This window comes from Methylobacterium sp. BTF04 (assembly GCF_010692745.1).
GTDB lineage: Bacteria > Pseudomonadota > Alphaproteobacteria > Rhizobiales > Beijerinckiaceae > Methylobacterium.
Window position 1 is genome coordinate 76,956 of sequence record NZ_JAAHTB010000016.1, and the last position, 26,348, is coordinate 103,303.

At 65.7% G+C, this 26,348-nt stretch carries 19 protein-coding genes and 1 pseudogene; 6 read left to right on the plus strand and 14 right to left on the minus strand.

The window, feature by feature from the left end; translation table 11 throughout:
* Positions 1–574: 574 nt before the first annotated feature.
* A complete protein-coding gene (locus G3T14_RS12050) occupies positions 575–994 on the plus strand; it encodes a response regulator (protein ID WP_163642791.1) in 420 nt (139 codons plus the stop codon).
* 30 nt (positions 995–1,024) lie between these two features.
* Here the strand turns inward: G3T14_RS12050 and G3T14_RS12055 are convergent, their stop codons facing one another.
* Positions 1,025–1,291 (minus strand): hypothetical protein, encoded by a 267-nt coding sequence (locus G3T14_RS12055; RefSeq protein ID WP_163642792.1) that lies wholly within the window; start codon positions 1,289–1,291, stop codon positions 1,025–1,027.
* Between the two features lie 135 nt (positions 1,292–1,426).
* Positions 1,427–4,093 carry a glucosidase gene (locus G3T14_RS12060; protein WP_204262815.1) on the minus strand — a complete coding sequence of 889 codons (2,667 nt, stop codon included), beginning with the start codon at positions 4,091–4,093 and terminating at the stop codon, positions 1,427–1,429.
* A gap of 625 nt (positions 4,094–4,718) precedes the next feature.
* Here G3T14_RS12060 and G3T14_RS12065 point away from each other — a divergent pair.
* The 3 genes from G3T14_RS12065 (at position 4,719) to G3T14_RS12075 (ending at position 7,195) form a co-directional block, all read left to right on the plus strand.
* On the plus strand, positions 4,719–5,357 hold the full coding sequence (locus G3T14_RS12065; protein ID WP_163642794.1) for a TetR/AcrR family transcriptional regulator: 639 nt from the start codon (positions 4,719–4,721) through the stop codon (positions 5,355–5,357).
* Positions 5,358–5,486: 129 nt separating this feature from the next.
* On the plus strand, positions 5,487–6,092 hold the full coding sequence (locus tag G3T14_RS12070; RefSeq protein WP_163642795.1) for a DUF2147 domain-containing protein: 606 nt from the start codon (positions 5,487–5,489) through the stop codon (positions 6,090–6,092).
* A 230-nt stretch (positions 6,093–6,322) separates the two neighbouring features.
* The gene (locus tag G3T14_RS12075; protein ID WP_163642796.1) at positions 6,323–7,195 is read left to right on the plus strand and encodes a DUF3313 domain-containing protein; all 873 of its coding nucleotides are present in this window, start codon (positions 6,323–6,325) and stop codon (positions 7,193–7,195) included.
* Between the two features lie 123 nt (positions 7,196–7,318).
* On the opposite strand, the gene G3T14_RS12080 is transcribed toward G3T14_RS12075, so the two are convergent.
* The 11 genes from G3T14_RS12080 to G3T14_RS12130 all read right to left on the minus strand — a co-directional run bounded on the left by G3T14_RS12080 (position 7,319) and on the right by G3T14_RS12130 (position 23,434).
* Entirely contained in the window at positions 7,319–12,175 is a 4,857-nt protein-coding gene (locus G3T14_RS12080) for an NAD-glutamate dehydrogenase (RefSeq protein ID WP_163642797.1), read from the minus strand.
* A gap of 567 nt (positions 12,176–12,742) precedes the next feature.
* The gene (locus G3T14_RS12085) at positions 12,743–14,206 is read right to left on the minus strand and encodes a carbohydrate porin (RefSeq protein ID WP_163642798.1); all 1,464 of its coding nucleotides are present in this window, start codon (positions 14,204–14,206) and stop codon (positions 12,743–12,745) included.
* A gap of 349 nt (positions 14,207–14,555) precedes the next feature.
* Positions 14,556–15,833: an L-fuconate dehydratase gene (locus tag G3T14_RS12090; protein WP_163642799.1), complete on the minus strand. Its 1,278-nt coding sequence runs from the start codon at positions 15,831–15,833 to the stop codon at positions 14,556–14,558.
* A 125-nt stretch (positions 15,834–15,958) separates the two neighbouring features.
* Positions 15,959–16,804: a fumarylacetoacetate hydrolase family protein gene (locus tag G3T14_RS12095; protein ID WP_163642800.1), complete on the minus strand. Its 846-nt coding sequence runs from the start codon at positions 16,802–16,804 to the stop codon at positions 15,959–15,961.
* Positions 16,805–16,831: 27 nt separating this feature from the next.
* Positions 16,832–17,563, minus strand: coding sequence for an SDR family oxidoreductase (locus G3T14_RS12100; RefSeq protein WP_163642801.1), 732 nt, complete (start codon positions 17,561–17,563; stop codon positions 16,832–16,834).
* 43 nt (positions 17,564–17,606) lie between these two features.
* Positions 17,607–17,936, minus strand: coding sequence for an L-rhamnose mutarotase (locus G3T14_RS12105; RefSeq protein WP_163642802.1), 330 nt, complete (start codon positions 17,934–17,936; stop codon positions 17,607–17,609).
* A 12-nt stretch (positions 17,937–17,948) separates the two neighbouring features.
* Positions 17,949–18,782, minus strand: coding sequence for an amidohydrolase family protein (locus tag G3T14_RS12110; RefSeq protein WP_163642803.1), 834 nt, complete (start codon positions 18,780–18,782; stop codon positions 17,949–17,951).
* Positions 18,783–18,794: 12 nt separating this feature from the next.
* Positions 18,795–19,799, minus strand: a complete 1,005-nt coding sequence (locus G3T14_RS12115) for an aldo/keto reductase (protein ID WP_163642804.1) — start codon at positions 19,797–19,799, stop codon at positions 18,795–18,797.
* A gap of 73 nt (positions 19,800–19,872) precedes the next feature.
* Positions 19,873–20,814, minus strand: coding sequence for an ABC transporter substrate-binding protein (locus G3T14_RS12120; RefSeq protein WP_163642805.1), 942 nt, complete (start codon positions 20,812–20,814; stop codon positions 19,873–19,875).
* 99 nt (positions 20,815–20,913) lie between these two features.
* The gene (locus tag G3T14_RS12125) at positions 20,914–21,945 is read right to left on the minus strand and encodes an ABC transporter permease (RefSeq protein ID WP_163642806.1); all 1,032 of its coding nucleotides are present in this window, start codon (positions 21,943–21,945) and stop codon (positions 20,914–20,916) included.
* A 1-nt stretch (position 21,946) separates the two neighbouring features.
* Complete coding sequence (locus G3T14_RS12130; protein ID WP_246733265.1) at positions 21,947–23,434, minus strand: sugar ABC transporter ATP-binding protein; 1,488 nt, start codon at positions 23,432–23,434, stop codon at positions 21,947–21,949.
* Positions 23,435–23,713: 279 nt separating this feature from the next.
* Here G3T14_RS12130 and G3T14_RS12135 point away from each other — a divergent pair, with 279 nt between their 5' ends.
* Positions 23,714–24,430, plus strand: a complete 717-nt coding sequence (locus G3T14_RS12135; RefSeq protein ID WP_163642807.1) for a FadR/GntR family transcriptional regulator — start codon at positions 23,714–23,716, stop codon at positions 24,428–24,430.
* Positions 24,431–24,803: 373 nt separating this feature from the next.
* Here G3T14_RS12135 and G3T14_RS12140 read toward each other — a convergent pair.
* A pseudogene (locus G3T14_RS12140) lies at positions 24,804–25,002 on the minus strand (transposase); the annotation flags it as partial.
* 525 nt (positions 25,003–25,527) lie between these two features.
* Between G3T14_RS12140 and G3T14_RS12145 the strand changes: the two are divergent.
* Positions 25,528–26,348, plus strand: an 821-nt coding sequence (locus tag G3T14_RS12145) for a class I SAM-dependent methyltransferase (protein WP_163642808.1), incomplete at its 3' end; no start/stop codon positions are given.

The following is a 26,348-nucleotide window of genomic DNA, read 5'->3' on the forward strand; positions in this document are numbered from 1 at the left end:
TGAAGATGATTTTCGGGACTATAGCGGTGTCGGTCTCAGAATGATTTGAATACAATTCGATATCGGGTCGATTTCGAACCAATTCATCGCTCAGACCCAAGCATCTCGCGATCTTCGACTGGCGTCAAAGGAAGCGAATATCTTTTTCACGCAGGAATGAGAAAGCTCATTCTCCCAACCCGTGGGCGCGCCGGGAGAATGCTGTCCTGATGCGGATTCTACGGTCGGCCCGGTCCACGCGGCGATGCGCGCCATCGTGGCGAATCAGCCCACATTCGCGCTGCGGCGGACGCACGGAGGAGCGCTGCTCGTTCCACTCCGCGAGACGGCCGACGGAGCGGGGGTCCTCAAAAATTGGGTGTCGTTCGCCTTCGCGCATCATTTCTGAGCAGGCGAGTGAGTGCGCAATGAGCACATCTCGCAAATTATCGGCAAGTCGTCGCCAGAACAAAAAATGGCGTTGCCCGCGGCAACTGGTCCTTTAAGGACACGTTAACCGGTCGATCTTACGACTGGATCATCGCGCATTTGAAAGCCGAAGCTCACAGTATCGGTTGTTCCAGGAAACACACGCATGACGGCCTCGCTCCGCCAACCGCTCGTCCTTCTCCTCGCCGGGGATGAGCTGACCCGCAGCATCACGACGAGCTGCCTGGAGATGTCGGGCTACGACGTGGTGAGTGCGCGGACGGCCGGTGAGATCGAGACCCTGCTGCTCGATCAGAGCGACCGCCGGGTCGACGTCCTGGTGACCGATGCCGATGTCCGCGACACGGTGGACGGACTCTCACTCGCCACGGTGGCGCGGTGCCTCGATCCGGAGGTGGGGGTCGTCTACACGGCGCGGGCGCCCCGCACGATTCCCGATGGCGAGAAGGTGGCCGGTGCACCCTGCCTGCGCACGCCCTACCATGCGCACCAACTCGTCAGCCTCATCGCCGGACTTCCCAGCGCCAAGGCCGCGATGTCGATGGTTGCCCGCGCCGCAGCCTGATCCGCGCGTGGGTTACGAAACGCGTCGCACCTAATCAGGAATCGCGAAACCGATCGATTGGCAGACGATGGCCACCACGGTGAGCGCGAAGGCGGCCTGTTCGGGCCTGCTCAGCCGCCCGAGCCACCCCAGCATCGGGCGCCGCGCACGTGGCTGCCGACCGAGCTGCAGATCGTCTTCGTAGCGTGAGATCAGGTTGGCGATCGTCGGGATCGCTGCGATTGCGAGCCAGGCCCACAATATAAGCGCGGCAACGCCCAAAAATTCGCCGCTATACGTGAAGCCGGCATCCACCATCGCATCCTCGACTGATCGGAGCACCTGCGTTGCACGGTACGCGCAACGCGAATGCACGGACAGTGCTGCCCAGGTTCCAACTCCGCCGGCCGTGACAGCTTTGTGTCGTGGCGCACCCGGGCGGCGGTGGCGGCTTTAACGACGCTTGGCCCGGTCGTGCATCAGGTTGAGGACGAGCGCGGTCCAGCCGGTCTGGTGCGAAGCCCCGAGGCCGCGGCCGGTATCGCCATCGAAGAACTCGTGGAACAGCAGCGCATCCTCCGCGCCCTCCTCAGTGGGCGCGCGCGCAGCGCCCTGGTAGGGCCGGTGACCCTCCGCATCCTTGGTGAACAGCGCGATCAAGCGGTCCTCCAGCGCGTCGGCGATGGCGTTCAAGGTCAGCTGCGTTCCCGAGCCGGTGGGATACTCCACGAAGAAATCGTCGCCGTAATAGGAGTGGAAGCGTCGGAGCGCCTCGATGATCAGGTAGTTCATCGGCATCCACACCGGCCCACGCCAGTTCGAGTTGCCGCCGAACATGTTCGAGGACGAATCGGCCGGGTCGTACCGGACGGTGAAAGAGGCGCCGAGCTCGTTGAGGGAGAACGGGTGCTCCTGATGCGCCTTCGACAACGAGCGCACGCCATAGGGCGAGAGGAACTCGGCTTCGTCGAGCATGCGGTGCAGGAGCGCCTTCATGCGGTGGCCGCGCAGGAGCGAGAGCAGCTTGCGGTCGCCGACACCGCCCTCGGTCCAGCGCGACACGAGGCGGGCGAGGTGCGGCCGGTTCTCGAGCAGCCAGTTCATCCGCCGCGCGAAATCGGGCAGCCGCTGCAGCAGCGTTGGATCGATCACCTCCACGGCGAAGAGCGGGATCAGGCCCACCATGGAGCGGACCCGCAAGGGGATCATGCGCCCGTCCGGCATGTCGACCTCGTCGTAGTAGAACTGATCCTCCTCGTCCCACAGCCCGAAGCCTTCGCCGCCCATGTCGGTCATCGCCTCGGCGATGAGCAGGAAATGCTCGAAGAATTTCGAGGCGGTGCTTTCGTAGACGTCGTTGTGCCGGGCGAGTTCGAGGGCGATGCGCATCATGTTGAGCGCGTACATCGCCATCCAGGCGGTGCCGTCGGCCTGATGCACCATGCCGAAGCCGGGCGGCGGGCGCGAGCGATCGAACACCCCGACATTGTCGAGGCCGAGGAACCCGCCCTGGAAGACGTTGCGCCCCTGGGCGTCCTTGCGGTTCACCCACCAGGTGAAGTTGATCAGGAGCTTGTGGAACACCCCCTCCAGGAAGGCGAGGTCGCCGCGCCCGCCGCGCCGCTCCCGGTCGATCTCGAACACCCGGTAGGTGGCCCAGGCATGCACCGGCGGATTGGTATCGCCGAACTCCCACTCGTAGGCGGGAAGCTGGCCGTTGGGGTGCATGTACCATTCACGGGTGAGCAGCAGGAGCTGGCTCTTGGCAAATTCCGGGTCCAGCAGGGCGAGCGGCAGGCAGTGGAAGGCCAGATCCCAGGCCGCGAACCACGGATATTCCCACTTGTCCGGCATGGAGAGCACGTCGGCGCTGGCGAAATGGCGCCAGACCGTGTTGCGGCCGTCCTTGCGCTCGGCGGGCGGGGTCGGTTGCGACGGGTCGCCCTTGAGCCATTGGCGCACGTCGTAGCGGTAGAGTTGCTTCGACCAGATCAGGCCCGCCGAAGCCTGGCGGAAGATCAGCCGGCGGTCGGCATCGTCGATGCCGTCCTGCAGGCTGTCGTAGAACGCGTCGGCCTCCGCCACGCGCTGCTGCAGCAGGACGCCGTCGCCATCGACCGCGCGACGATCCGAGCCGGCATGGAGCCGCAGGCGGATCGTCGCCGTCTCGCCGGGCGCGAGGCGGAAGTGGTAATGGAGGCCGAGCTTCGTCCCCGACACCGTCGAGACCGCCGAGCGGTCGCCGTCGACGATCGCGGCGTTGAGCCCGTCCTTGAACGGACCCGCCGCGTCCGGCTGGCCGCCGTGCAGGCGGAGATTCGTGTCGTTCTCGCAGAACAGCAGGTCCGGCGCCCCGTCGTGACTGAGCCGGTATCGCCCGAGCTTCGGGTGATGGCAGACGGCCCCCCCCTCCGGGCAGATCGCGAGATGGGGGCGGACGTCGCCGGAGGGTTCGCGCCACGACCAGGTATTGCGGAACCAGAGTTGCGGGACGAGGTGCAGATCGGCCGTCTCCGGCCCGAGATTCCGAGCGGTGACGTGCATGTGGATGTCGTCCACATCCGCCTTGGCGTACTCGACCGTGACATCGAAAGAGCGATTGCCGTCGAAAGCGCCCGTATCGGCGAGCTCGTATTCCGGCTCGGTGCGGCCACGCCGCAGGCCCTCCGCCAGAAGATCGGCATACGGGAAGGCGGCCTGCGGGTAGCGATAGAGGAACTTGAGGTAGGCGTGGCTCGGGACCGCGTCGAGGTAGTGGTAGACCTCCTTGACGTCCTCGCCGTGATTGCCCTCCTCGTTGGTGAGGCCGAACAGGCGCTCCTTCAGGATGCGGTCGCGCCCGTTCCAGAGCGCCAGCGACAGGCACAGCAGCCCCTGGTTGTCGCTGATTCCGCCAAGGCCGTCCTCGCCCCAGCGATAGGCGCGCGAGCGCGCGTCCTCGTGCGGCAGGAACCGCCAGGCGTTTCCATCCCGGCTGTAATCTTCCCGGACGGTGCCCCATTGCCGCTCGCTGAGGTAGGGCCCCCAGAGCGACCAGGCCCGCGCCCCCCGTCCCTGCTCGACGACGCGCCGCCGCTCGGCCCAAGGATCGATCTCGTCCACGGTTGTTCCTTTATCCATCGGTCTCATCGGATCGACGGTTTCGATCTCGCCAGCAATGCCTGCGCCAAGCCGCCTCGTGCGCCGACGCCTGCGGGGGAATGCCCGACCCCGGACCGCGCTCGCTTGTCGGGCTTGTGCGGAAGCGGATGTCCCTCGCGTCATGGCGTGTACAGGGCCGACGTCGAAAGTCGATCTGATCCGACCCCATCGCTCAGGCCGCTGCAGCCGGACACGAGGCCTCGCCGCGCGAGCATGACGAGGACATCCGCGCGTTCGTGTAACGGGCAGCCCGCAACCAGGAATGCGCCGCCTCGACGGCGGCCTTTGGGGGGGGCGGCCAGACCTCAGGCGACGTGGACCGTGCCGAGGAATCGGAGATTTCGGCACCGCTCCCGGCGGAATCGACCCGACCGGACCGGAAAATCGATTGACGTGATAATGACCATTCACTATCACGGTGGCTATTGGAACTCCGCGACGCTTCCTGTCGTGGCGCCACCCGGGAATGCCGGGGCCTCTCCTGATCGTCGCGGAGGCCCAGGCAAGATCGCTTCACGTTTCCGTCGCCGCTGGTCGTTGCGGTAAGGCGGGTCAAGAATTCAGTCTTGCGGGAGCGTCTGTCGATCATGATGAGGTCTTGAGCATGAGCGCTTCTGCAAGCCCCAAAACGATGGTGCCTCAGAAATTTTCGGTGCGCCAGGACCAGATCCTGGATGCCGCCCAGACGTGCTTCATTCGGAACGGATACTATCGTTCGACAATGCAAGACATTGCCAGGGAAGCGGCAATGAGCTCTCCAAACATCTATCGCTATTTTGTATCGAAGGAAGCCGTCCTGATCTCGATGGCGGACCGGGAACGCCAAAGAAGTACGGATCGCATCGCGCAGTTCGAGGAGATCGGCGACAAGCGTTCTGCTCTGATGCGGATCATCGCGTATTACCATCTGGAAATCTCGCGCGAGGCTGCCATCCTGCGTCTCGAATTATGGTCCGAGTCCACGCGCAATACGCAAGTGGGCGCCATCATCCGGGAGCGTGAGAACAAAGGCAGGGCTTGGTTCATCGATGCGCTGGCATCGCTCGAGAAATCGCCGGACTGCGATCCACTGGTTCTCTTCGAGGCGATCAGCGCTCTGTTGAAGGGAATCATCGTCAGCCGTGCCGTCTTGGACGATTTCGACGCTGCGCCGGCCATAGCCCAACTCTATGCTTTGCTCGACGCCGGCCTCGCTGGACGAATACCGACGATTCCCCGACCCGATCACATCGCCGTCGGATAACTTTCCTCATCGTGCGGGCGAGGCCGGCCGCACCACGTCGATCCCGCTGAGCCCCGTGTCGTCACCCCCGGTCCAGATCGGATTCGGGGAGACCGGTCGGCTGCCTTATCCGAAAGGAGAACCCGAGCGATGACCATGGTAGTTCCGCGCCTCGTCACGGCCGCGCTCGTCGCCCTGACGGTTCATGTCGCCGTCGAGTCGACCTCGGCCCGGGCCGCCGATCCGACCGGAACCTGGCTGACCGAGGATGGCCGTGCGCGCGTCCGCACCGAACGGTGCGGTCCCCAGGACAAGCATCTCTGCGGCTATATCGTCTGGGCAAAGCCGTCGCCCGACAGAGAAAAGCCGCGCACCGACGCCGAGAATCCCGACGCACGGAAGCGTGACAGGCTCGTTCTCGGACATCAGATGATCCTCGGACTAAAGGCCGACAAGGACAATCATTACGGCGGCAAGATCTACAATGCCGACGACGGCAAGCAGTACGACGTCACGATCTGGAGCGAGAAATCCAGCGAATTGTCCGTCGAAGGATGCATGCTGGCGGTCTTGTGCGGAAGTCAGACCTGGCATCGGGTCGCCGACGTCCTGCCCGGTCAACTCCTCGGTCTGACCGACGAGACGAATGGCCCGCACGCGGATCGCGAGTGGGCATCGAAGCGCCCGACGACGACGGGGAGCACCACCCCCAGAAACGATGCCGCACTCGCATCGCAGGCCGAACCGCGCCGATAGGTCGACGCTCGGCGTCCCACGTCATTCCAGATCCGTGTGGCCTGTAACCGGGCCCGCGGTGGAACCGGTCGGTCGGAGCGGAAACGCCCCCTATCCGCACTGACCGACCGGTTTCTCAAGTCATCGTCTCCGTCGCGCGATGTCGAACGATGCTGTTCCCGTTCGCGTCCTGCGCGAACACCCTATCGATGCGGTCACGCGGCCGGTCGTCAAGTCAAGGCAGCGATGCGATGAGCGAGAACGACGATGTTGGCGCGAAGACTTGCGCTCCACTGGTGCGCTGTGTTGGTCGGGCGCTGATCCTTGCGCCATTGGGGCTCTCGGCCGGCTGCCAGGAAACCTACCTGCACCGCGCGGGGTCGCTGCAATCGTATACGAACCTGAAGCCGTCCAACGGACTGATCACCAAGGCGCTCGTCCATGTCGATGTGCCGGCGGTCAAGGCGGCGCGCAGCGTCCGGGTGGTGCCGACGGTGTTCTCCAGTAAAGCTTTGGAGGTTCCTCTCACCCAGGACCAACGCAAGCTGGTGACCAACGCCATCGACCGTGCCCTCTGCACCGATCTCAGCGCGCGCTTTGAGATGGTGGGCGCCGGGCAACCCGCCGATCTCACGGTGCATGCCGTCGTCGGCAACCTCGAAGTCACCGACAAGGTCTATGCGGGCGTCTCCAAGGGCCTTGGATTCGCACCCATGGCCTTCGGCGCAAGCGGACCCGTCCCACGCCTTCCCCTCGGTCTCGGAAGTCTCTCCGTCGAGGCGGAAGCACGGGACGCCAGGGGCGCCCAGAAAGCCGCGATGGTTTGGGCCCGTGGCGCCGAAATCATGGCATCGGCGGCGACCGTGTCCGAAATCGGCGACGCCTATACCCTCGCGGGCAAGTTCGGGGAGGATTTCAGCGATCTCCTCGTCGATGGCGAAAGCCCGTTCGGGCGCATGGGCTCCTGGCCGTCTTCGGACAAGATGGGCCGTGCTCTCGGAATGGCGCCCAAATACTCGGTCTGTGACGCCTTCGGCCGAAGCCCCGGCCTCGCCGGCGCCGTAGCGAGCAATCTCGGATTGCCGCCCGAGTGGAGCGACGACGGAGCCAAACCCGCGCAGTAGGGCCGACGCGAGCGACTGTCCTTCCCACAGCCGCACCCGTTGTCAGCCTTTGGTGACAGCCCCCGATCGCTCAGCAGCCTCGATTCCCAATCCCTCCCGGTGAACCGAGGCGCGCTCGGGCCCCTACGGACGGCGCGCCAGATCCGCGAGCAGGCTCGATGCCACCACCACCTTCGACACCGTCAAGCCCGAAGAGGCGATGGCCTCCACCGCGGCGCGGATGCGCGTGAGCGTCGGTCCGCGGGCCTCGCTCCAGACGGCCACCGCGTCGGGGCCGGCGCCGACATCGCCCACCACCTCCGCGGTCAATCCGCGATGGGCGGTGGAGATGCCGGCCAGCGCCCGCTCCAGGGCCACGCGGTCGAAGGTGTCCGCCACCGGAACCTGGCGCACGGACGCCACGAAGTCGTCGAGGCCGAAGGCATGCTCGATGGCGAAATGCGTCGCCGCGATTTCCGGCACCGAATGGCCGTCTGTTTCGGCGATGCGCACGATGTCGGGGGCCGAGACCAGGGCCTTGAGCGAGGCGAGGCGCCGGGCCGCCTCGTCGGCCATCCCGCGTCCGGTGAGGTCGAGGCGGCGGGCCTCGATCTCGGCGACGAGACCAGGGTCGAGGACGCGCGGCAGCGCTTCCAGCACCGCGGTGACGCCCTCGCGGTAGCGCGCGACGATGGGTGAGATGCCGCCGGTCAGGTCGAGGTTGCGGATGAACCAGACGATGCGGTTGGAGAGCAGGTCCTGCACCTCGGCGTAGAGGCCGAGCTGGTCCTGACCGGAAATTCTCTCCTGGCCGGGCACTCGCGCGTCGAGGCCGTCGATGGCGAGATTCAGCTCCATCAGGCCGAACGCATCGCGGGTGATGGCGTAGGCCTTGGCGATGGTGGCCGCATCCGCGCCGGTCTCGTCGACGAGACGGGTCACCAGCGCCGGGCCGCCGCGATTGACGATGATGTTGGAGAGCGCCGTGGCGATGATCTCGCGGCGCAGGCGGTGGCCCTTCACCGTGTCGGGGAAGCGGCGCTTGAGGGCCGCCGGGAAGTAGCGCTGCAACTCGCGGTCGAAATACGGGTCGTCGGGCACCGTCCCGGCGAGCAGCGCGTCGTAGAGCGAGATCTTGGCATAGGCGAGCAGCACCGCGTATTCCGGCCGCGTCAGGCCCTCGCCCTTGCGCAGGCGCTCGGTGAGGGTGGCGTCGTCGGGCAGGTATTCCACGCTGCGGTCGAGGCGGCCTTCGGCTTCGAGCGACTGCATCACCCGCATGGCGAACCCGGTCTCGCCGGCACCGCGCCGCAGGGCCAGCGACAGGGCCAGCGTCTGGAGCTGGTTGTTGCGCAGCACCAGAGCCGCGACCTCGTCGGTCATCGCCACGAGCAGTGCGTTGCGGGCCGGCCCGTCGAGGCGGCCGTCGCGTTCGGGCACCATCAGGGCGATCTTGATGTTCACTTCGACGTCGGAGGTGTTCACGCCGGCCGAGTTGTCGATGGCGTCGGTGTTGAGCCGGATGCCGGCCCGCGCCGCCTCGATGCGCCCGCGCTGGGTCAGGCCGAGATTGGCACCCTCTCCCACCGCCTTGGCGCGCAGCATCGTTCCGGTGATGCGCACCGCATCGTTGGCGCGGTCGCCGGCCTCCTCGTCGGTCTCCGTGGTGGCGCGCACATAGGTGCCGATGCCGCCGAACCACAGCAGGTCCACGGGTGCCTTCAGGATCGCCTGCATCAGGTCTGCGGGCGTGGCCTCGGCCTGATCGAAGCCGAGGGCCGCCCGGATCTGGGGCGAGAGCGGGATGGTCTTGAGGGAGCGCGAAAACACCCCGCCGCCGGGCGAGATCAGGCTCGTATCGTAATCGCCCCAGGAGGAGCGGGCGAGGGCGAACAGGCGCTTGCGCTCGGCAAAGCTCGACGCGGCGTCGGGATCGGGATCGAGGAAGATGTCGCGGTGGTCGAAGGCGGCGACCAGCTTCAGGCTCTGCGACAGCAGCATCCCGTTGCCGAAGACGTCGCCCGACATGTCGCCGACGCCCACCACGGTGACAGGGTCGGTCTGTGTGTCGACGTCGATCTCGCGAAAGTGGCGCTTGACCGCTTCCCAGGCGCCGCGTGCGGTGATGCCCATGGCCTTGTGGTCGTAGCCCTGGCTGCCGCCGGAGGCGAAGGCGTCGCCGAGCCAGTGGCCGCGCTCGATCGACAGCGCGTTGGCGATGTCGGAGAAGGTCGCGGTGCCCTTGTCGGCGGCCACCACCAGATAGGCGTCGTCGGGATCGTGCCGCACGGTATCGGCCGGCGGCACGATGCCGTCGCCGACGATGTTGTCGGTGAGTTCGAGAAGGGTGCGGATGAAGAGCCGGTAGCTTTCGGTGCCCTCGGTGAGCCAGGCCTGCCGGTCGGAGGCCGGCGGCAGGCGCTTGGGGAAGAACCCGCCCTTGGCGCCCACCGGTACGATGACGGCGTTCTTGACCTGCTGCGCTTTGACCAGCCCGAGGATCTCGGTGCGGAAATCCTCCGGCCGGTCCGACCAGCGCAATCCCCCGCGGGCGACGTAGCCGTAGCGGAGGTGGAGGCCCTCGACGCGGGGCGAATAGACGAAGATCTCGAAGAACGGCCGCGGCAGCGGCATGCCCGAAACCCTGGCGCAGGCGAATTTGAACGAGATCGTCTCGCGGGCGAGCCCGTCCGCGCCGGTCTGGTAGAAGTTGGTCCGGATCGCCGCTTCCACGAGATTGACGAAGCGCCGCAGGATGCGGTCGTCGTCGAGGCTGGTGACGCCGGAGAGCGCCGTCTCGATCTCGGCGCGGATCTCCGCCTGCGCCGCGTCCCGGTCACCGCTCGCGGCCGGGTCGAACCGGGCATGGAACAGGGCGACGATGCGGGCGGTGAGCGCCGCGTGCCGGCTGAGCGTCGCGGCGAGGTAGTCCTGGCCGTAGCGGATGCGCAGCTGGCGCAGGTAGCGTCCGAGGGCGCGCATCAGGGCCGCGTCGCGCCAGGGCAGCGCCACTTCGAGGACGAGGCGGTTATACCCGTCGGATTCGCCCCGGCCCTCCGAGAGGGCGAGGAGCGCGCCTTCCAGCGGCGCTTCCACCGTGGCGAGATCGATGGGCTCGCCGCCGGCACGCTCCAGCAGCATGTCGTGGAGCCAGACCTGCGCCGGTGTGCCTGGCGGCAGGACCCGGTAGGTGCGCTCGTTGATGACGCGAAAGCCGAGATTCTCCAGAGCCGGCACCCGGTCGGAGAGGGGCAGCGCGGCGCCCCGCGAAAACACCTTGAGGCGCGTCTGCGAGGCCGGATCGGCGTCGCGGCGGCCGAAGCTGGCGGCGCGCGGATCGGCCTCGCTCAGGCGCTCGAGGATCGCCACGTCGGCGACGGCGACCTGCGGCGTGAAGTTCTCGCGGTAGCTCACCGAGAAGGCCTCGGCGTAGCGGGTGGCGAGGGCGCCGGCATCGGGGCCGGGCATCGCCTCGGAGATGGCCTCGCGCAAGTCGTCGCCCCAGGTGCGCACGATGCCGGTGACGCCCGCCTCCAAGGCCACCGGATCGCGCTCGGGCGTGTGCTTGCCGGAGAATCCGATGATGTAATGCGTCCGCGCCAACGGACCTTCCGGGAAGTCCGGATAGGCGGCGGAGAAGCGGCCCTCGTAGGCCTCGGCCAGATAGGCGCCGATGCGGGCCCGCACGGTAGAATCGTAGCGGTCCTTGGGCACGTAGACGAGGAGCGAGACGAAGCGGCCGAAACGGTCGGGCCGCGACAGCACCCGGACGCGCGGCCGGTCGGCGAGGTTGATGATGGCGAGGGCGAACCGGTGCAGCCGGTCGATGTCGATCTGGAACAGGTCGTCGCGCGGATAGGTCTCCAGCACGTCGATCAGGGTGCGGCCGGCATGGCTCGTGGGGTCGAGTCCGGCGCGGGCGGCGACCTCGGCCACCTTGCGGCGGAGATACGGCACCTCGCGGGCCGGGCTGCTATAGGCGGTGGCGGCGAACAGGCCGACGATCCGCATCTCGCCCGCCAGCGTTCCCGACTCCGAGAAGAGCTTCACGGCGATGTAATCGAGATGCACCGGGCGGTGCACCCGCGAGCGCTGGCTCGCCTTGGTGACGATCAGCGCCTGCGGCGTGTCGAGGAAAGCGGCGATCTCGGGCGCCATCTCGGAAAAGCTCTGGCCGAGGCGGGAATCGGCGGCCTCGGCCGGCCGCAGCAGCCCGAGAGCGGTGCCGGCGAAATCCGTCCCCTGCCCGTCGATGAGGCGTGCCGCGATTCCGAGCGGGGTGAAATGGCCGTCGCGCAGCCAGGCGAGCAAAGCATGCGCCTCCTCGACCTCGGCGGCCGGCAGGGTCAGGTTGGTGCCGGCATAGAGCGCGATCAGCCGGTCGATCACCCCGAACATGGCGGCCTGGTCGTCGGTGGCCGCCACCACGTCGGCGTAGACGCGGGCGAGGCCGTCACGGAGCCGGGCCCGCGCCGCGTCGTCGTCGAGGCGATCGAGCTGGATATGGATGAAGCTCTCGCGGCGCAGGTCGCCATGCGCGTCCGCCGTGGTCTCACCGACCACGCGGGTCAGGTGGCCGTGGCCGTCGCGCTCCACCCCCAGGATCGGATGGGCGACGAGGATCGGCGTCAGGCCCTGGAGCGTCAGTTCCGCCAGGGTGGACGAGAGCAGGAACGGGCGGTTGTCGTTGACGACCTCGAGGATCGTCAGATCCCGGTTGCGACCGTCGCGTGTCGCGGTGACGTCGGAGAGCCGCACGGATGCGGATCCTTCGCTGCCGCGGGGTACCGCGAGAGTGGCCCGCGCCGCGATGGCGAGGGCGGCCAGCGCGTCGGGGGCGTAGGCGACGAGGTCTTCCGGGGGCACCCGGCCGAACAGGTCGCGGACGAAGCCGCTCGGCTCGCCGCGTCCCTCGACCAGGGCGGCGGCGGCGTCGATCAGGCCTGTCCGCGACGCCTTCTCCGCCTGGGAGGTCAGGGCCGTCGTTGCGTCCAATACCATGCGAATCCCCATCGGAGGCGGCATCGAGGTCCCGCTGGCGACGCAGGACGGCCTGTCCTACGCGATTCGCCCCGCCCTACGGCACCCCAATTCCCCCCGGCGATCGAATAACGCGACAGCCCATCGACGGATTGTCATCGGCTCAAGGCCGGTATGAGCCCGATTCTTGCATGTGCTGAAGCGCTGCATCAGCCAGACTGCCTGGGACTAGACCAAGGCCGAAGCGCGCTCCTGTATACAAGCTGGGGTGTAGACCTGGGCCGCTTGGCTCAAGCCAACTGGCGGAGTGTAGGCCACGCTGTGGCTTCGATGCTGTGTCATGGGCTTTCGTCCTTCGAAAGCCCGGCTGCCCGGTCAATTCCCGGTTGACGCTGCCGTCCCTGCGCCCCAACCACCACCCGGTGGAGAATGTCTGGCGGATCATGTCCGTCGGGCTGCGCGGATGCACCTATCGGTCATGATCGACGCCGATCGCTACAAGCTGCCGCGATCGGACCGCACGGGCGCGGTCCGATCGTTGGTCTCGCCGGCCGCCGCGGTTTGAGGTGCCAAACCGCGCAAGGCGGCTCACAAGGATCCTGGTCCCTTCGCGAATCCGCCCAGGGTAAAGAGATCGATGGAGAGCTTCGTACCGACCACGAAGGCATTCGGCGTCGGCTTGGGCCGGAACGGGAACCGCGTATTGTCCGGGTTGACGATGTATTGCAGGTTGGGCATCAGCCGGATCGCCGGCGTGACCTGAATGCCGTAGTTCACCTCCAGCATGACCTGTTGGGTGGCTATGTCGCGGGAATCCAAGCCGAGCGAGGCACGGGCCGCCCGTACGTTGGCGAGTCCGACCGACGAGAACTTCTGGGTCGAGACCACGAAGCCCAGAGTGTCATAGGGCCGGCTCGGGAAGGTTCCGAGCAGTGCCGCGCCGCCCGCCAGGTAGTAGTCGTTGATCTGCCGCCCGTCTGTGCCCTTGATGGCGACGCCGAAAAGCGTGAGCCCTTGCTGTGCCGTCGGGTCCGGACGCCAGACCATCTGGTCGAAGCGTGCGTAGACGAGCGAACGGCCGAATTGCGTGAGGCGATCGAGGCCACTGAACAGGGCGGCCCCCCTCCGGGTATCGAGGACGGGGTCGGCGTAATCCGACCGATCGACGACGCCACCGATATTGTAGTTGCGCGGCAGGACGTCGTTGGCGAAAGTCGTTGAGTAGCCGATCTCGTAGGGAAGCGTGACACCGGTGGCGCCCCGGGTCGACCAGTCGACGCCATTGTCGGTCGGGCGCTGGGTGTACGGGTTCACCTCGTAGACGCCGCCGTGAACGAAGATCTTGTCCGTGAGCCACACCTTGGCATGCGCGCCCCAGGTCGAGATTGGCCAGAATCCGAGATTGGTGATCTTGAACGCGGACGTCGGACCACCGCAGGTCGCGTTGGTCTGGAAGTTGCAGTAGAGCGACGAGCTCAAGAAGTTCGGGTTGGTCGAGAGCCGTCCGAACTCGATATCGAGCTTGTTGTCGAACAGCTTCTGTTGATAGCTGAGCAGGGTCAGTCGTGCGGTCTGACCGCCGCCGAAGATTTCCTGCACGCTGGTATTGTTGCCGATGAAGTCGTTCGAGAGGCTGCGCCCGTGACGCTGCGACACCACCACGTGGAATGAGCCCCCATCGACACCGGCCAGCCTCTGCATATCGCCGTCGATGCCGAGATACGCTTGGCTGGCATAGGCCGATCCTTGTCTCATGCCGCCGACCGGGTTGAACGCGCTCTGCCCGGTGTAGTTCGCGACGAAGCTCAGTCCGTTGCCGAGGTCGAGGACGCCGGCAGGAATCGACGGGGGGCTTCCGGCCGCGCCGAGCACCTCGGCCGCCTCCGCTGCGCTTTCACCTCCGGCCGCCGGCATCGCCGAGGCACGGGCGCTTCGTGGCTGGACCGTCCGACGCAGCGGGCGGACGACCGGGTCGGCCGCCACGCTTTCCAGCGTCGCCGTGCCGGGCGGAGGGGCCGTCTGGGCGACGCCGCCACCGCTGACGAGTGCCATCGGAATAACGAAAAGCGCGATTTTCGTGACGTTGGTGCTGGTTCTCATGACTGACCCCCCTGAGTTCCCGTGCCCGGCCATCACTCGGCCGAACTTCCTAGACTGGAAACTTTTCTTATTTTTGGTTTGTTTATGCTTAAAATCCTAGTATCGGCACTGCCGAATGCCGATCCGGCGGCGGCCGACCGTCTTCACGGCAGGACACGCACCGTTTCAAAGGAGCTTTGGGGCACTTCGCGAAGTGCTCGGTTCTGAGGACCTTCCCATCGCGTCGGACGACGCCGTGGGAAGGTCCTGAGTCGCTCTCACCGCCTCAGCCGATCCGATCGCAGGCGGCGAGAGGCGGCGGTCAGGCTTTGAAGCGGAAGGCCTCGAGCGTTTCGGGCTTCATCGCGATCGAGAAGCCCGGCAGCACGGGTGGCATGTAGGCTGCGTTCACGATCAGGCAGGGATCGAGGAAATGCTCATGCAGGTGGTCGATGTATTCGATCACTCTGCCGTCCCGAGTGCCGGAAACCGCCACGTAATCGATCATCGAGAGATGCTGCACGTATTCGCATAGGCCGACACCGCCGGCATGTGGCCAGACCGGCAGATCGAACTTGGCCGCGATCAGCAGCACCGACAGGACCTCGTTCAGGCCACCCATGCGGCAGGAATCCACCTGCACGATATCGATCGCCTCCCCGGCGATGAACTGCTTGAACATGATCCGGTTCTGGCACATCTCGCCGGTGGCGACCTTCACCGGGGCAATGGCGGAGCGGATCTTGCGGTGCCCCGCGATATCGTCGGGGCTGGTCGGCTCCTCGATGAAGAAGGGCTTGGCGAAGGCGAGCTGCTTCACCCAATCGATCGCCTGATCGACGTCCCAGACCTGGTTGGCGTCGATCATCAGATAGCGGTCGGGGCCCATTACTTCGCGGGCGATGGTCAACCGGCGAATATCGTCCTCCAGGTTGCGGCCGACCTTCATCTTGATGTGGTTGAAGCCCTCTGCGATGGCCTCCTCACACAGGCGACGCAACTTGGCGTCATCGTAGCCGAGCCATCCTGCGGAGGTCGTGTAGCAGGGGTAGCCTTCCGTCTCGAGGACGGCGATGCGCTCCGCCTTGCCCGGCTCCGCCTTGCGCAGAATCGCGATCGCCTCGTCGCGGGTCAGCACGTCGGTCAGGTAGCGATAATCGACGATGTCGGCGATCTCCTCCGGAGCCATGTCCGCGACGAGGCGCCAGACCGGCTTGCCGGCCTGCTTTGCGAGCAGGTCCCACACGGCGTTGACGACGGCCCCCGTCGCCAAGTGCATGGCGCCCTTGTCGGGGCCGATCCAGCGCAGCTGGCTGTCGCCGGTGAGGTGCCGCCAGTAGCGCCCGGGCGCGGCGAGAACGGCATCGAGATCCGTGCCGACAACGAGGTGTCGCATGGCGCTGATCGCGAGGCAGCAGATGTCGTTGCCGCGCCCGTTGGTGAAGGTGAGCCCGTGCCCCTCGAGACCGGGCTCATCGGTCTCCAGGATCACGTAGGCGGCGGAGTAATCCGGGTCGAGATTCATCGCATCCGACCCGTCGAGCGATTCCGAGGTCGGGAAGCGCAGATCGATGACGCGCATATCGGTGATTTTAGTCATTCTCGTCTCTCGGTAAGGGCGTCTTCGACCGGAATGCTCCGGCCCGGACGGGAAACAACGATGGTCGAGGCGATCCGCGCGGGTGGCGGCTCGCAGGCCGCGCGGGCAGCCGAACGCGGAACCGCTCAGGCCTCCGCGGCGAAAAGCTGCTTTTGCGAGCCGAGACCTTCGATACCGAGCTCGACCACGTCGCCGGGCTTGAGGTAGCGGGGCGGCCGCATGCCGAGGCCGACACCGGGCGGTGTGCCGGTGGAGATGATGTCGCCAGGGTGCAGCGACATGAACTGGCTCAGGTGGGAGATCAGGGCGGCGACGCCGAAGACCATGGTGTCGGTCGAGCCGCGCTGCATGGTCTCGCCGTTGACGCTCAGCCACATCGCGAGCGTCTGGGGATCACCGACCTCGTCCGTGGTGACGAGCCAGGGGCCGATCGGTCCGAAGGTGTCGCAGGACTTGCCCTTGGTCCACTGACCTGAGCGCTCGATCTGGAACGCACGCTCGGAGACGTCGTGGATCACGCAGTAACCGGCCACGTAATCGAGCGCTTCGGCTTCCGACACGTACTTGGCGCGACGCCCGATGACGACGCCGAGTTCCACCTCCCAATCGGTCTTCTCGGACCCTCGCGGTATGAGGACCGTGTCGTTCGGACCGACGATGGCGGAGGTCGCCTTCATGAAGATGACCGGCTCGGGCGGCACGGGTAGGCCGGATTCAGCGGCGTGATCCGAGAAGTTGAGGCCGATGCAGATGAACTTGCCGGTGCCGGCGACGCAGGGGCCGAGGCGCGGCGTCCCGGGAACGCGGGCAAGCGTGGCGACGTCGAGGGCCGCGAGTTTGGCGAGCGCTGCGGGATCGAGGGCGTCCCCGGCGAGGTCGGCGACATGGCCGGACAGGTCGCGGAGCTGGCCGGCGTCGTCGAGGAGGCCGGGCCTCTCGTGTCCGTGCTCACCGTAGCGAAGGAGTTTCATCGTGGCGGCTTTCCGTAGGAGTGCGGGTCAGATCGTCCAGCCGCCGTCGATGGCGACGGCTTGGCCCGTGGTGTAGGTCGCACCGGCGAGGTAGACGACGAGATCGGCGATCTCCTCCGGAGTCCCGAGGCGGCCGATTGGCTGGCGGGCGATGAAGGCCGTGCGGGCCTGGGCGTAGTCGCCCTGCGCGCGCATCCGTTCTTGCAGCGAGGGGCTCTCCACCGTGCCGGGGCAGATCGCGTTGCAGCGGATGTTCTGGGCGACGTAGTCGGCCGCGACCGCTTTGGTCAGGCCGATCACCGCCGCCTTGGTCAGCCCGTAGGCGAAACGGTTCGGAACACCCTTCATCGAGGAGGCGACCGAGGCCATGTTGACGATGGCGCCGTCGCGGCGCTCCAGCATACCGGGTAGGACCGCCCGGATCGTGCGGACCATCGCCCTGACGTTGAGATCGAGGGCGAGGTCGAGATCGGCCTCGCGCATCTCCAGGATGCTGCCGGCGTGAACCACGCCGGCGCAGTTGAACAGAACGTCGACGGCGCCGATCCGATCGACCAGCGCGGTCACGCCGGCATCGCTCCGAACGTCGAGGGTCGCCGTAGTGACCCCGGCCGTCTCGGACAGTTCGGCAAGCGCGGCCGCGTTGATGTCGGTGGCGTAGACCTGTGCCCCGGCTCGGGCGAAGGCCAGGACGCTTGCTCGGCCGATGCCCTGGGCCGCCGCCGTGATCAGAACCGTCTTTCCTGCAAGGTGTGTCATCTCTAAACCTGATCGTTGCTGGTTTCGTCGATGGGAGGACGTCTCAATCGAGGTGGAAGACTTCTTCCAGCGGAACCCACCATTCGCCGTCCACGCGGCTGTCCATCGGGCGCTGGCACGGACCGGTCAGCCTCCACCAGGCAGCATTGGTCTCGTCCGTGGCGATCCGCGCCATGTCGGCCTCGAAATCGGTGCCGTGGTATTCCCAGGTGCCGAAAAGCAGATTCTCCGGCTCTCTCAGGAAGATCGTGTAGTTCCGGATGTTGCAGCGCCCGAGCAGGTCGAGGATTTCCGGCCAGACGGCGGCATGAAGCTGCCGATAGGTCTCCACCGCACCGGGGCTCACCCCGATCATCATCGCCATCCGTCGCATCGCGCCCCTCCCTCATCGGTCCGCCCCCAGGTCAGGCAGGCGGTAAATGGCGGCGGCGTTCTCGCCGAAGACGGCATCGTGGTGCGCGGGCGGGACGATCGTCCGGCACAGGTCGAGCCAATCGGGATATGTGCCGGCGAGGTTCAGCACCGGCCAGTCGCTTCCCCAGATCAGCCGGTCCGGGCCGAACAGCGAGACGAGCGCGTCCGCGTAGCGACGCACCGCCACGCCGCTTCCGTCGGCCTCGGTGAGCAAGCCCGAGAGCTTGCAGGCGACGTTGGGCCGCGCCGCGAGATCGCCCATCGCCCGGTGCCAGTCATCGAACCGGCGCTCCTCGCGGATCGCCGGCTTCGCACCGTGATCGATGACGATGCGCAGGTCCGGATGACGCTCGGCGACGGCGAGGAGATGCGGGAGATGCCGGGGGAGCACGAGGGCATCGAAGGTCAGATCGTGCGCGATCATCGCCGCGAGGGCCGGCGCGAGGGCCCGATCGTCGACCCAGGCGACGTCCGCGATGTCCTGCAGCATCGGCCGCAGGCCCTTGAGGTTCGGATCGCGCGCCAACCGTGCGATCGCCGTCGGCGCCTCGGGCGCCTTGAGGTCGGTCCAGCCGACCACGCCCTTGATGAAGGGGTGCTGCGCCGCCAGCGCGAGCATGAAGGCGGTGTCCGCCTCGCGGTCCAGGCTCTGTACCAGAACGGTGGCGTCGATGCCGGCATCGGCCAGGAGGGGAGCGAGGTCGTCGGGACCGAAGTCCCGATGCAGCACGGCAAGGTCTGCCGGCGGCCATGACCCGGACCGATCCGCGATCCGCCAAAAGTGCTGGTGAGCGTCGATACGCATCGTTCGCCCTCCTCAGGCCGGGACCGGAGCGTCTTCGGAGATCAGGCCGGAGGCCTTCAGCCGATTCCAGAAGCCGGAGGGGATCGGTTCCTCGAACCAAGCGACGTTGGCCCGGACCTGCTCGGCGGTGCGCGCCCCGGAGACGACCGCGAGCGTGGCCGGATGCGCCAGCGGGAACTGGAGCGCCGCCGCCTGCAGCGGCACGTTCTCGGCGGCGCAGACAGCCCGCAGACGATCGACCCGGGCGACGATCTCGGGGGAGGCGTCGCCGTAGTTGAACTGATTTCCGCCGGCGAGGATGCCGGAATTGAAGACGCCGGCCACCACGATGCCGACGCCGCGCCGGGCGCACGTATCCATGAGGCCGAGGCTGCCCTGTTCGAGCAGGGTGTAGCGCCCCGCCAGCATGCAGATGTCGAGATCGGCGACGTCGAGCGCCTCGGCGACGACCTCCCACTCGTTGACGCCGAGGCCGATCGCCTTGACCGCCCCTTCCGTACGCAACCGGACCAGGGCATCGAAGCCGCCGCCCGCATTGAGCTGATCCCAGTAATGGGCTTGGCGGTCGCCGTGCGTGACGCGGCCGATATCGTGCACGTAGAGAAGATCGGGACGCAGGATGCCGAGGCGCTGCTGGCTCGCCTCGAAGCTGCGCATGACGCCGTCGTAGGTGTAGTCGTAGACGGGACGGAACGGCAGCGGTGCGATGTAACCGTCCTCTTCGGGGCCCACGGTCGGGTCCGGCGTCATGACTCGGCCGACCTTGGTGCTGACGCTGTATTCATCGCGCGGCAATTCGGTCAGCATGGTGCCGAGACGGCGTTCCGAGCGGGTGAAACCGTAGAAGGGGGCGGTATCGAAGTATCGGATCCCGGCATCCCGCGCGGCTTGGAAAGCGCCCAGCGCTTCCGCGTAAGTCGTGACCCGGTAGAGGTTCCCCATCTGTGCACAGCCGAGTCCCAGCGCGCTGACGGCGACCTGGCTACGGGCATGGGTGCGGAGGGTGGCGGCCTGCATGATGGATGTTCCGGCGAGCGGGCAGGCGCGGCATCGGCCGCGTCCGCGATCTTCAAAGGTCAGTATTCGAAGGTCAGTAGAGGACGTTCTTTGCCTCGGGACGGGCGATATTGTCCTTCGTCACCAGAACCGTCCCCGTATCGATCGTCTTCTCGAACGGTTGCTTCCTCAGGATCTTGGAGATTGTCGCGACGCCTTGCTCGCCCATCTGGAACGAGCCCTGCACCACGATCCCCGCCAGGGTGGAATCCTTGACGAATTCCTGCAGGTCCTGATTGCCGTCGAAGCCGACGGCGACCACCTTGTCGGCCCTGCCGGATTGCTTGAGCGCGCGGCCCATGCCCACGGCGGTCGGCTCGTTCGCGCCGAAGATGCCCTTCAGATCGGCGTTCGAAGCCAGGACGTCGGTGGTCTGGTTGAGAGCGGTGGCCATCTGGGATTGCGAGTAGAACGGCCCGACGATCCGCAGCTTCGAATTGGCCTTGACGTAGTCGATGAATCCACCGACCCGGCCGATCTCCGATCCGGCGCCCGCGACGTAGGACATCACGGCGATCTTGCCTTCGGTCCCTGTCTTCGCGATCAGGGCCTTCGCCGCGAGCTCGCCGGCTTTCCGGTTGTCCGTGGCGAGGTATGACAGTTGATAGCGCTCCGCGCCCGGAGTCAGCGCGGAGTCGATGATCACCACCGGGATGCGCGCCTCCCAGGCTTTCTTGACGGCCGGCACCAGCGCATCCGGATCGCAGGGGGCCAGCACGATCCCCGAGACGCCGCGGTTCACGGCGTTCTCGACCATGTTCACCTGATCGGCGACGGCCGATTCGGAAGCGGGGCCCTGGAAGGTCAGGGTGTTGCCGCCGCCGTCGGTCTTCATGGCGGCTTCGGCACCCTTCTGAACGTTCTGCCAGAAGGTGGAATTGACGGTCTTGACGATGATGGCGATCTCGCCGGCCTTGGCCGGACCGATCGTCAGCATTGCTGCGGATGCCAACAGTGCGACAACGAATTCTTTCATGACGTGACTATCCCCCTGAACGAGACGCCGGTGTTCCGGTCGCCGGTTTGAAAATGATCGGCACCCAGCGGTGACGGCTTGCGTGCCGCCGTGGGCGTGTCAGCGACGGTTGCGCAGTTGGTCGATCCAGACGGTCAGCAGGATGACGAGGCCGATGATGATCTGCTGCGTGAAGGCGGAGACGCCATTCATGTTGAGGCCGTTGCGCAGGATGCCGATCACGAAGGCCCCGATCGCCGTGCCCGAGATCGTCCCGACGCCGCCGACGAGCGAAGTGCCGCCGATCACAGCGCTCGCGATGGCGTCGAGCTCGTACATCACGCCTTCATTTGGCTGCGCGGTGACGAGGCGGGACATCAACACACAGCCCGTCAGGCCCGCGAGCGTCCCCGAGATCACGTAGGTGAGGGTCACGATGCGGGAGACGTCGACCCCGGACAGACGCGCCGCCTCCGTGTTGGAACCGACCGCGTAGACGTGCCGTCCGAACACGGTGCGCGTCAGAACGAAGGCGGCGGCGAGGGCAATCACCGTCATGAGGACGACCGGATAGGGGATGCCCGGGAAGGTCACGGTCGGAAAACCGTCATCCCCGATCGTCACCATGCGGAAGAGCGCGCCGTTGCCGAGCTCTCCGAACGCGTCCCCCAGACCCGAGACCGCCCGGGCCCCGGTGATCTGCAGGGCGAGCCCGCGGGCGACCAGCATCGTGCCGAGGGTGGCGATGAAGGGCGGCAGGCGCATCCGTGTGACGAGGATGCCGTTGACGAGGCCGCAGAGCGCCCCGGTCAGGATGCCGACGCCCATGCCGAGGGGCACCGCAAAGCCCAGCTCCTTCACGCACAGGGCCGCCACGACCCCGGACAGGGCCAGCACGGACCCGACCGAGAGGTCGATGCCGCCGGTGATGATGACGTAGGTGGCTCCGATGCCGAGGAGGCCGATCGAGGTGACCTGAAGGGCGATCGTCATCCCGTTGTTGACGCTGAAGAAGGCCGGGCTCGCCAACGCGAAGACGACGATCAGGACGAGGAGGCTGCCGAGCGCGGCGAATTTCTGGATGATGTCCTTCTGTCGGTCGCTCAGTCGGCGGCCCGTCGTGACGAAGGAGGGAATGAGCGTTGCGCGCATGTCAGACCCGCTCTCCGCAACCCGAGGCGTAGTGCATGATGTCTTCCTGGCCGATCCGGGCGGTCTCCAGCACCCTCGTGATCCGACCCTGGTGGAAGACCGCCACGCGGTCGGTCATGCCGAGGATCTCGGGAAGTTCGGAGCTGATCAGAACGACCCCGACGCCCTTTGCCGCAAGTTCATCCATGATCCTGTAGATCGCGAACTTCGCACCGACATCGATACCGCGGGTCGGCTCGTCGAAGAAGATCAGTTTCGATTGTCGAAAAAGCCATTTTCCGATGACGATCTTCTGCTGATTTCCACCCGAGAGCAGTCGAACCGGCTGCCGCGGAGAGGGCGTCTTGATCGCCAGCAAATCGATGTAGTGGCGGACGACGTCGGCTTCCTTGGACCGATCGATGATCCCGGCACCGTTGGCGACGCCGGCCACGTCCGCGAGGGTCAGGTTCGCATCGACCGGCATGCCGACCGCGAGGCCCTGCGCCTTGCGGTCTTCGGACAGGTACGCGATTCCGGCCGCGATCGCGTCGCGCGGATCCCGGATCCGCAGATCGCATCCCTCGAAGGTGATCGTGCCGGCATCGAACGGATCTGCGCCGAAGATTGCCCGCGCCACCTCCGTGCGCCCCGCGCCCATCAGGCCGGCAAAGCCCAGGATCTCGCCGCGCCGCAGGTCGAAGCTGACATCCGAGAATGCGCCCCGCCGGGTCAGCCCGGTCACCGACAGGATCGTCTCGTCGGACGGCGTCGAAGTCCGCTCGGGGAACTTCTTGTCGAGGGGACGGCCGACCATCTTCGAGACGATCGCGTCCACGGTGGTGGCGGCGAAATCCTCGGTCGAGACGTGGCGGCCATCGCGCAGCACCGTCACGCGGTCGACGATCGCCTTCAACTCGTCCAGGCGGTGGGAGATGTAGAGGATCCCGACGCCGGCGGCCTGCAGGTCGCGGATGACCCGAAAAAGGATCGTCGTTTCCTGCTCGGTCAGGGACGATGTCGGCTCATCCATGATGAGCACATCGGCATTCAGGGACAGGGCCTTGGCGATCTCGACCATCTGGCACTGCGCGACGGACAGGGTCCGGACGGAGCAGCCGGGATCGATCGTGACGCCGAGGCGATCGAGCAGGCGTTGCGCGTCGGCCTTGAGCTTTCTCCGATCGATCAGCGGTCCACGTCGTGGCTCGCGAGCAAGGAAGATGTTCTCCGCCACCGACAGGTGAGGGACCAGGTTCAATTCCTGGTGGATCATCGCGATGCCGGACGCCTCGGCTTCCAGGGGCGATGAGAAGCGGCGCTCGACGCCTTTGTAGATGATCCTGCCGGATGTCGGCTTGTGCACGCCGCTGATGATCTTCATCAGCGTGGACTTGCCCGCGCCGTTCTCGCCGCAGACCGCATGTACCTCGCCGGGCCGCAGATCGAAGCTCACATCGGCGAGCGCGGTGACGCCGGGAAACGCCTTCGTGATACTTTCGAGGGCCAAGACGGTGTCGGCACGAAGCGCTGGCGCTTGCCAGCACCCTTCCGACGTTTCACCGTCTCGGCCTTGGCGCAGCACCGCGCCTCCTCCGCCTTCGAACACGACAGCGGCCCTCCCTATGGGCTTTTGATTATGATCCGATGGATAGCAGACTTCAGAAATTGGTCAAGCCAATTTCTAAGGTCGATCGGAAAAACCCCACTTTTCAGAAAAAATCTCTGCAAAACCGGTCTTCCTGGCAAAGAACCGCAAGATTTTGTGTGAAAGCGAGTTTTATTGGTCATGCCAATTATAAGACCCGATGCGAATACCGACCGCCCGCCCGAACGCAGGCTCTATCAACTGGTGGCCGATCGGCTACGCGCCCTGATCCAAGAGGGAAACTTCAGAATCGGCGATCGTCTACCGTCGGAGCGGGAACTCGCGCTGCAGCTCGGCGTCTCGCGCCCCTCTCTGCGCGAGGCGCTGATCGCACTCGAAATCGAAGGCGCGGTCGAGGTCCGCATGGGGTCCGGCATCTACGTGCTGTCGATCACGGAACAGCGTTCGCTCCCCATCGGCTCGATCGGGGAAAGTCCTGTCGAACTGATGCAGGCACGCGCCGTCGTGGAGGGCGCCGTCATTCTCATGGCGGCACCCCGGATGACCCCCGAAGTCTTCGCATCCTTGCGAAAGTCCCTCGACGACATGCGAATCTCGATTGCGGAGGGGACCAAGCCCCTCGATGACGACCGGCGATTTCATTTGACGATCGCGAAGCATGCCGGAAACGGCGTGCTGTCCCGTATGGTGCGCGACCTCTTCGACGAGCGACACAGCCCCCTCTCCGCCAAATTCCGGCATCGGTTCGAAACGGTGGCCGGATGGAAGCTCGCCCTCTCCGAACACGAGACCATCCTGTCGGCGCTCGAGGCGGGAGATCCGTTACTGGCGCAGGCGATGATGCATGTGCATATCGCGCAGTCGGGACTCCGATGGCTGGGGAGCGACGATCGCTGAGGATTGCCGTCTGTTTCGCAAACTCGAGATCAGGCCATAGTTTAAGAGACTCTGGCTTGTCCGACACAGCAGTCGCGCAACGGATGTGAAGAAATCGCAAGATCGACGCCCGCACCTGGTGGCGGGCACGAGATCGATATCCCGTACCTTGCAGAGCCAAATCGCCTCAAGTTGCGGTTTCTCGAGGCGTCCGAGTGTGCGCAGGGCCGCGAAGCTATGCACGAGGTTCTTTGAGGGACCAGAACGTCTACTTCGCGGAGCTTGGCGACAATCTCTTCAGCCGTATGATCCTTCCGTCCCATGACGACATTCCCGACGAGGCTGAAAGCCATACTTGAGGGAGGACCACTTTTGAGGAGGCGGGTCAGTTGTCGTAGCACCTCCATTCCTCGATGCGCTCTCGGGCATCGGCCAGTGACAGGAACCGAGAGGCGTTCAGGCACTCCGCCCGTAGGCGGCCGTTGAACGACTCGATTGTTGCCGGTGTCGGTCGGATTGCCCGGTCGGGAGAAATCGATCTCGGCCCCGTTCACGTAGGCCCACTGTTCGAGCATCCGCCCGGCAAACTCGCTGGCGCGGTCCTTCGGTTCCGATCCATGATCCAGAGGCATGACATCCACCCTCCTTCAAGGTTCAGGATGCCCGAAAAACTTGCGTTCAGCGCGGACCAGTTTTGCAGGGTCAGGGTCAGAGTCGCCGTTCTCCGACCTACGCTGATAGCGCCCATCCAGATCGAACAACCGTGGCTGACCCATCCGAGCCTCGCCCAATGCCGACGGCATCGAAGAATCACGATGAGGCTCTGTACGGAAGGAGTATTTCGAGGTGGTCGCTCGCTGCGCGCTGGGTTCAATGGCTGTTTTGCTGAAGATCTCCAATGGAACCGGTAAGTTTGAATATTGACTCGGCCGCCTCGAATTTAATGGCTGTAAAAAGCGATACAATACAATCTATGTCGTCGTCGTGCTGCCGCCCAAAATGTTATTATAAGCGATTCCGTTTTGACGAGGGGCGCGGCCATGCCATCTTGGAAGCTTAAAGCTGTTGCTCAGCGAGCCATCGGCGTTCTTCCGTTTCCTCACTTCTGGAATGGAATCTTGCAGAAGCGCGTCGCGCACTCGGTCGGGCTCGGCGATGGCCTCTTCTTCGACCGGCTCGATAAGGCCTGCAGGCATCTCAACAACTTTCGCGACGGCCCAGATCAGGGCGGACTGCCCTCTAGGGCTGTCGAGATCGGCACAGGCTGGTTCCCGATCGTCCCGATCGCCCTCTGGCTTTGCGGTGTCGGCACTGTCGAGACCTACGACCTGAGCCGTCACGCCACCGACACCCGCCTTTCCCAGACGATCGAACACTTCATCATCGCATGGAAAAACGGGCGGCTCGCCCGCGCATTGCCTGACCTTGACCGCGATCGCATCTCGCGGCTGAAGCGCATGGCGCAGAACAGGATTCCGTCCGAACTCGTGGAAGGTCTTGCGGAACTCGGGATCCACTATGCCATCGCGCCGATCGGACCCGAACGGATTCCGCGTGGAAGTGTCGACTTGGTATTCAGCACCGCCGTCCTCGAATACCTGCCCTATCCCGCCCTCGTCGGCCTCCTGCGCGAGTGCTGCGACAGCCTTTCGCCGAAGGGCGTCGTGAGCCATTGGGTCGACCTGTCCGACGAGTACGCCTACTTCGACAGGGACATCACACCGTTCAACTTCCTACGGTTTTCGGACCGGGCCTGGAGGCTGATCAATAACCCCATCATCCCACTCAGCCGCCTGAGACTGGACGAATACCGCCGCGCCTGTAAAGGGCGGACCAATTTCAGGCCGCTGCGGCGGAGTAAAACCAGGCCAGTGGCGGCCGGCTGCTTGAACGATGAAGGGGCCCGATCGGGCCCCTTCATCGTTCGTCGCCGACCATG

What these genes read in the sequence shown, in the direction of transcription:
- G3T14_RS12050 (WP_163642791.1), top strand. Translation starts at nt 575, where the DNA reads ATGACGGCCTCGCTCCGCCAACCGCTCGTCCTTCTCCTCGCCGGGGAT.
- G3T14_RS12055 (WP_163642792.1), bottom strand. Translation starts at nt 1,291, where the DNA reads ATGGTGGATGCCGGCTTCACGTATAGCGGCGAATTTTTGGGCGTTGCC.
- G3T14_RS12060 (WP_204262815.1), bottom strand. Translation starts at nt 4,093, where the DNA reads ATGGATAAAGGAACAACCGTGGACGAGATCGATCCTTGGGCCGAGCGG.
- G3T14_RS12065 (WP_163642794.1), top strand. Translation starts at nt 4,719, where the DNA reads ATGAGCGCTTCTGCAAGCCCCAAAACGATGGTGCCTCAGAAATTTTCG.
- G3T14_RS12070 (WP_163642795.1), top strand. Translation starts at nt 5,487, where the DNA reads ATGACCATGGTAGTTCCGCGCCTCGTCACGGCCGCGCTCGTCGCCCTG.
- G3T14_RS12075 (WP_163642796.1), top strand. Translation starts at nt 6,323, where the DNA reads ATGAGCGAGAACGACGATGTTGGCGCGAAGACTTGCGCTCCACTGGTG.
- G3T14_RS12080 (WP_163642797.1), bottom strand. Translation starts at nt 12,175, where the DNA reads ATGGTATTGGACGCAACGACGGCCCTGACCTCCCAGGCGGAGAAGGCG.
- G3T14_RS12085 (WP_163642798.1), bottom strand. Translation starts at nt 14,206, where the DNA reads ATGGCACTCGTCAGCGGTGGCGGCGTCGCCCAGACGGCCCCTCCGCCC.
- G3T14_RS12090 (WP_163642799.1), bottom strand. Translation starts at nt 15,833, where the DNA reads ATGACTAAAATCACCGATATGCGCGTCATCGATCTGCGCTTCCCGACC.
- G3T14_RS12095 (WP_163642800.1), bottom strand. Translation starts at nt 16,804, where the DNA reads ATGAAACTCCTTCGCTACGGTGAGCACGGACACGAGAGGCCCGGCCTC.
- G3T14_RS12100 (WP_163642801.1), bottom strand. Translation starts at nt 17,563, where the DNA reads ATGACACACCTTGCAGGAAAGACGGTTCTGATCACGGCGGCGGCCCAG.
- G3T14_RS12105 (WP_163642802.1), bottom strand. Translation starts at nt 17,936, where the DNA reads ATGCGACGGATGGCGATGATGATCGGGGTGAGCCCCGGTGCGGTGGAG.
- G3T14_RS12110 (WP_163642803.1), bottom strand. Translation starts at nt 18,782, where the DNA reads ATGCGTATCGACGCTCACCAGCACTTTTGGCGGATCGCGGATCGGTCC.
- G3T14_RS12115 (WP_163642804.1), bottom strand. Translation starts at nt 19,799, where the DNA reads ATGCAGGCCGCCACCCTCCGCACCCATGCCCGTAGCCAGGTCGCCGTC.
- G3T14_RS12120 (WP_163642805.1), bottom strand. Translation starts at nt 20,814, where the DNA reads ATGAAAGAATTCGTTGTCGCACTGTTGGCATCCGCAGCAATGCTGACG.
- G3T14_RS12125 (WP_163642806.1), bottom strand. Translation starts at nt 21,945, where the DNA reads ATGCGCGCAACGCTCATTCCCTCCTTCGTCACGACGGGCCGCCGACTG.
- G3T14_RS12135 (WP_163642807.1), top strand. Translation starts at nt 23,714, where the DNA reads ATGCCAATTATAAGACCCGATGCGAATACCGACCGCCCGCCCGAACGC.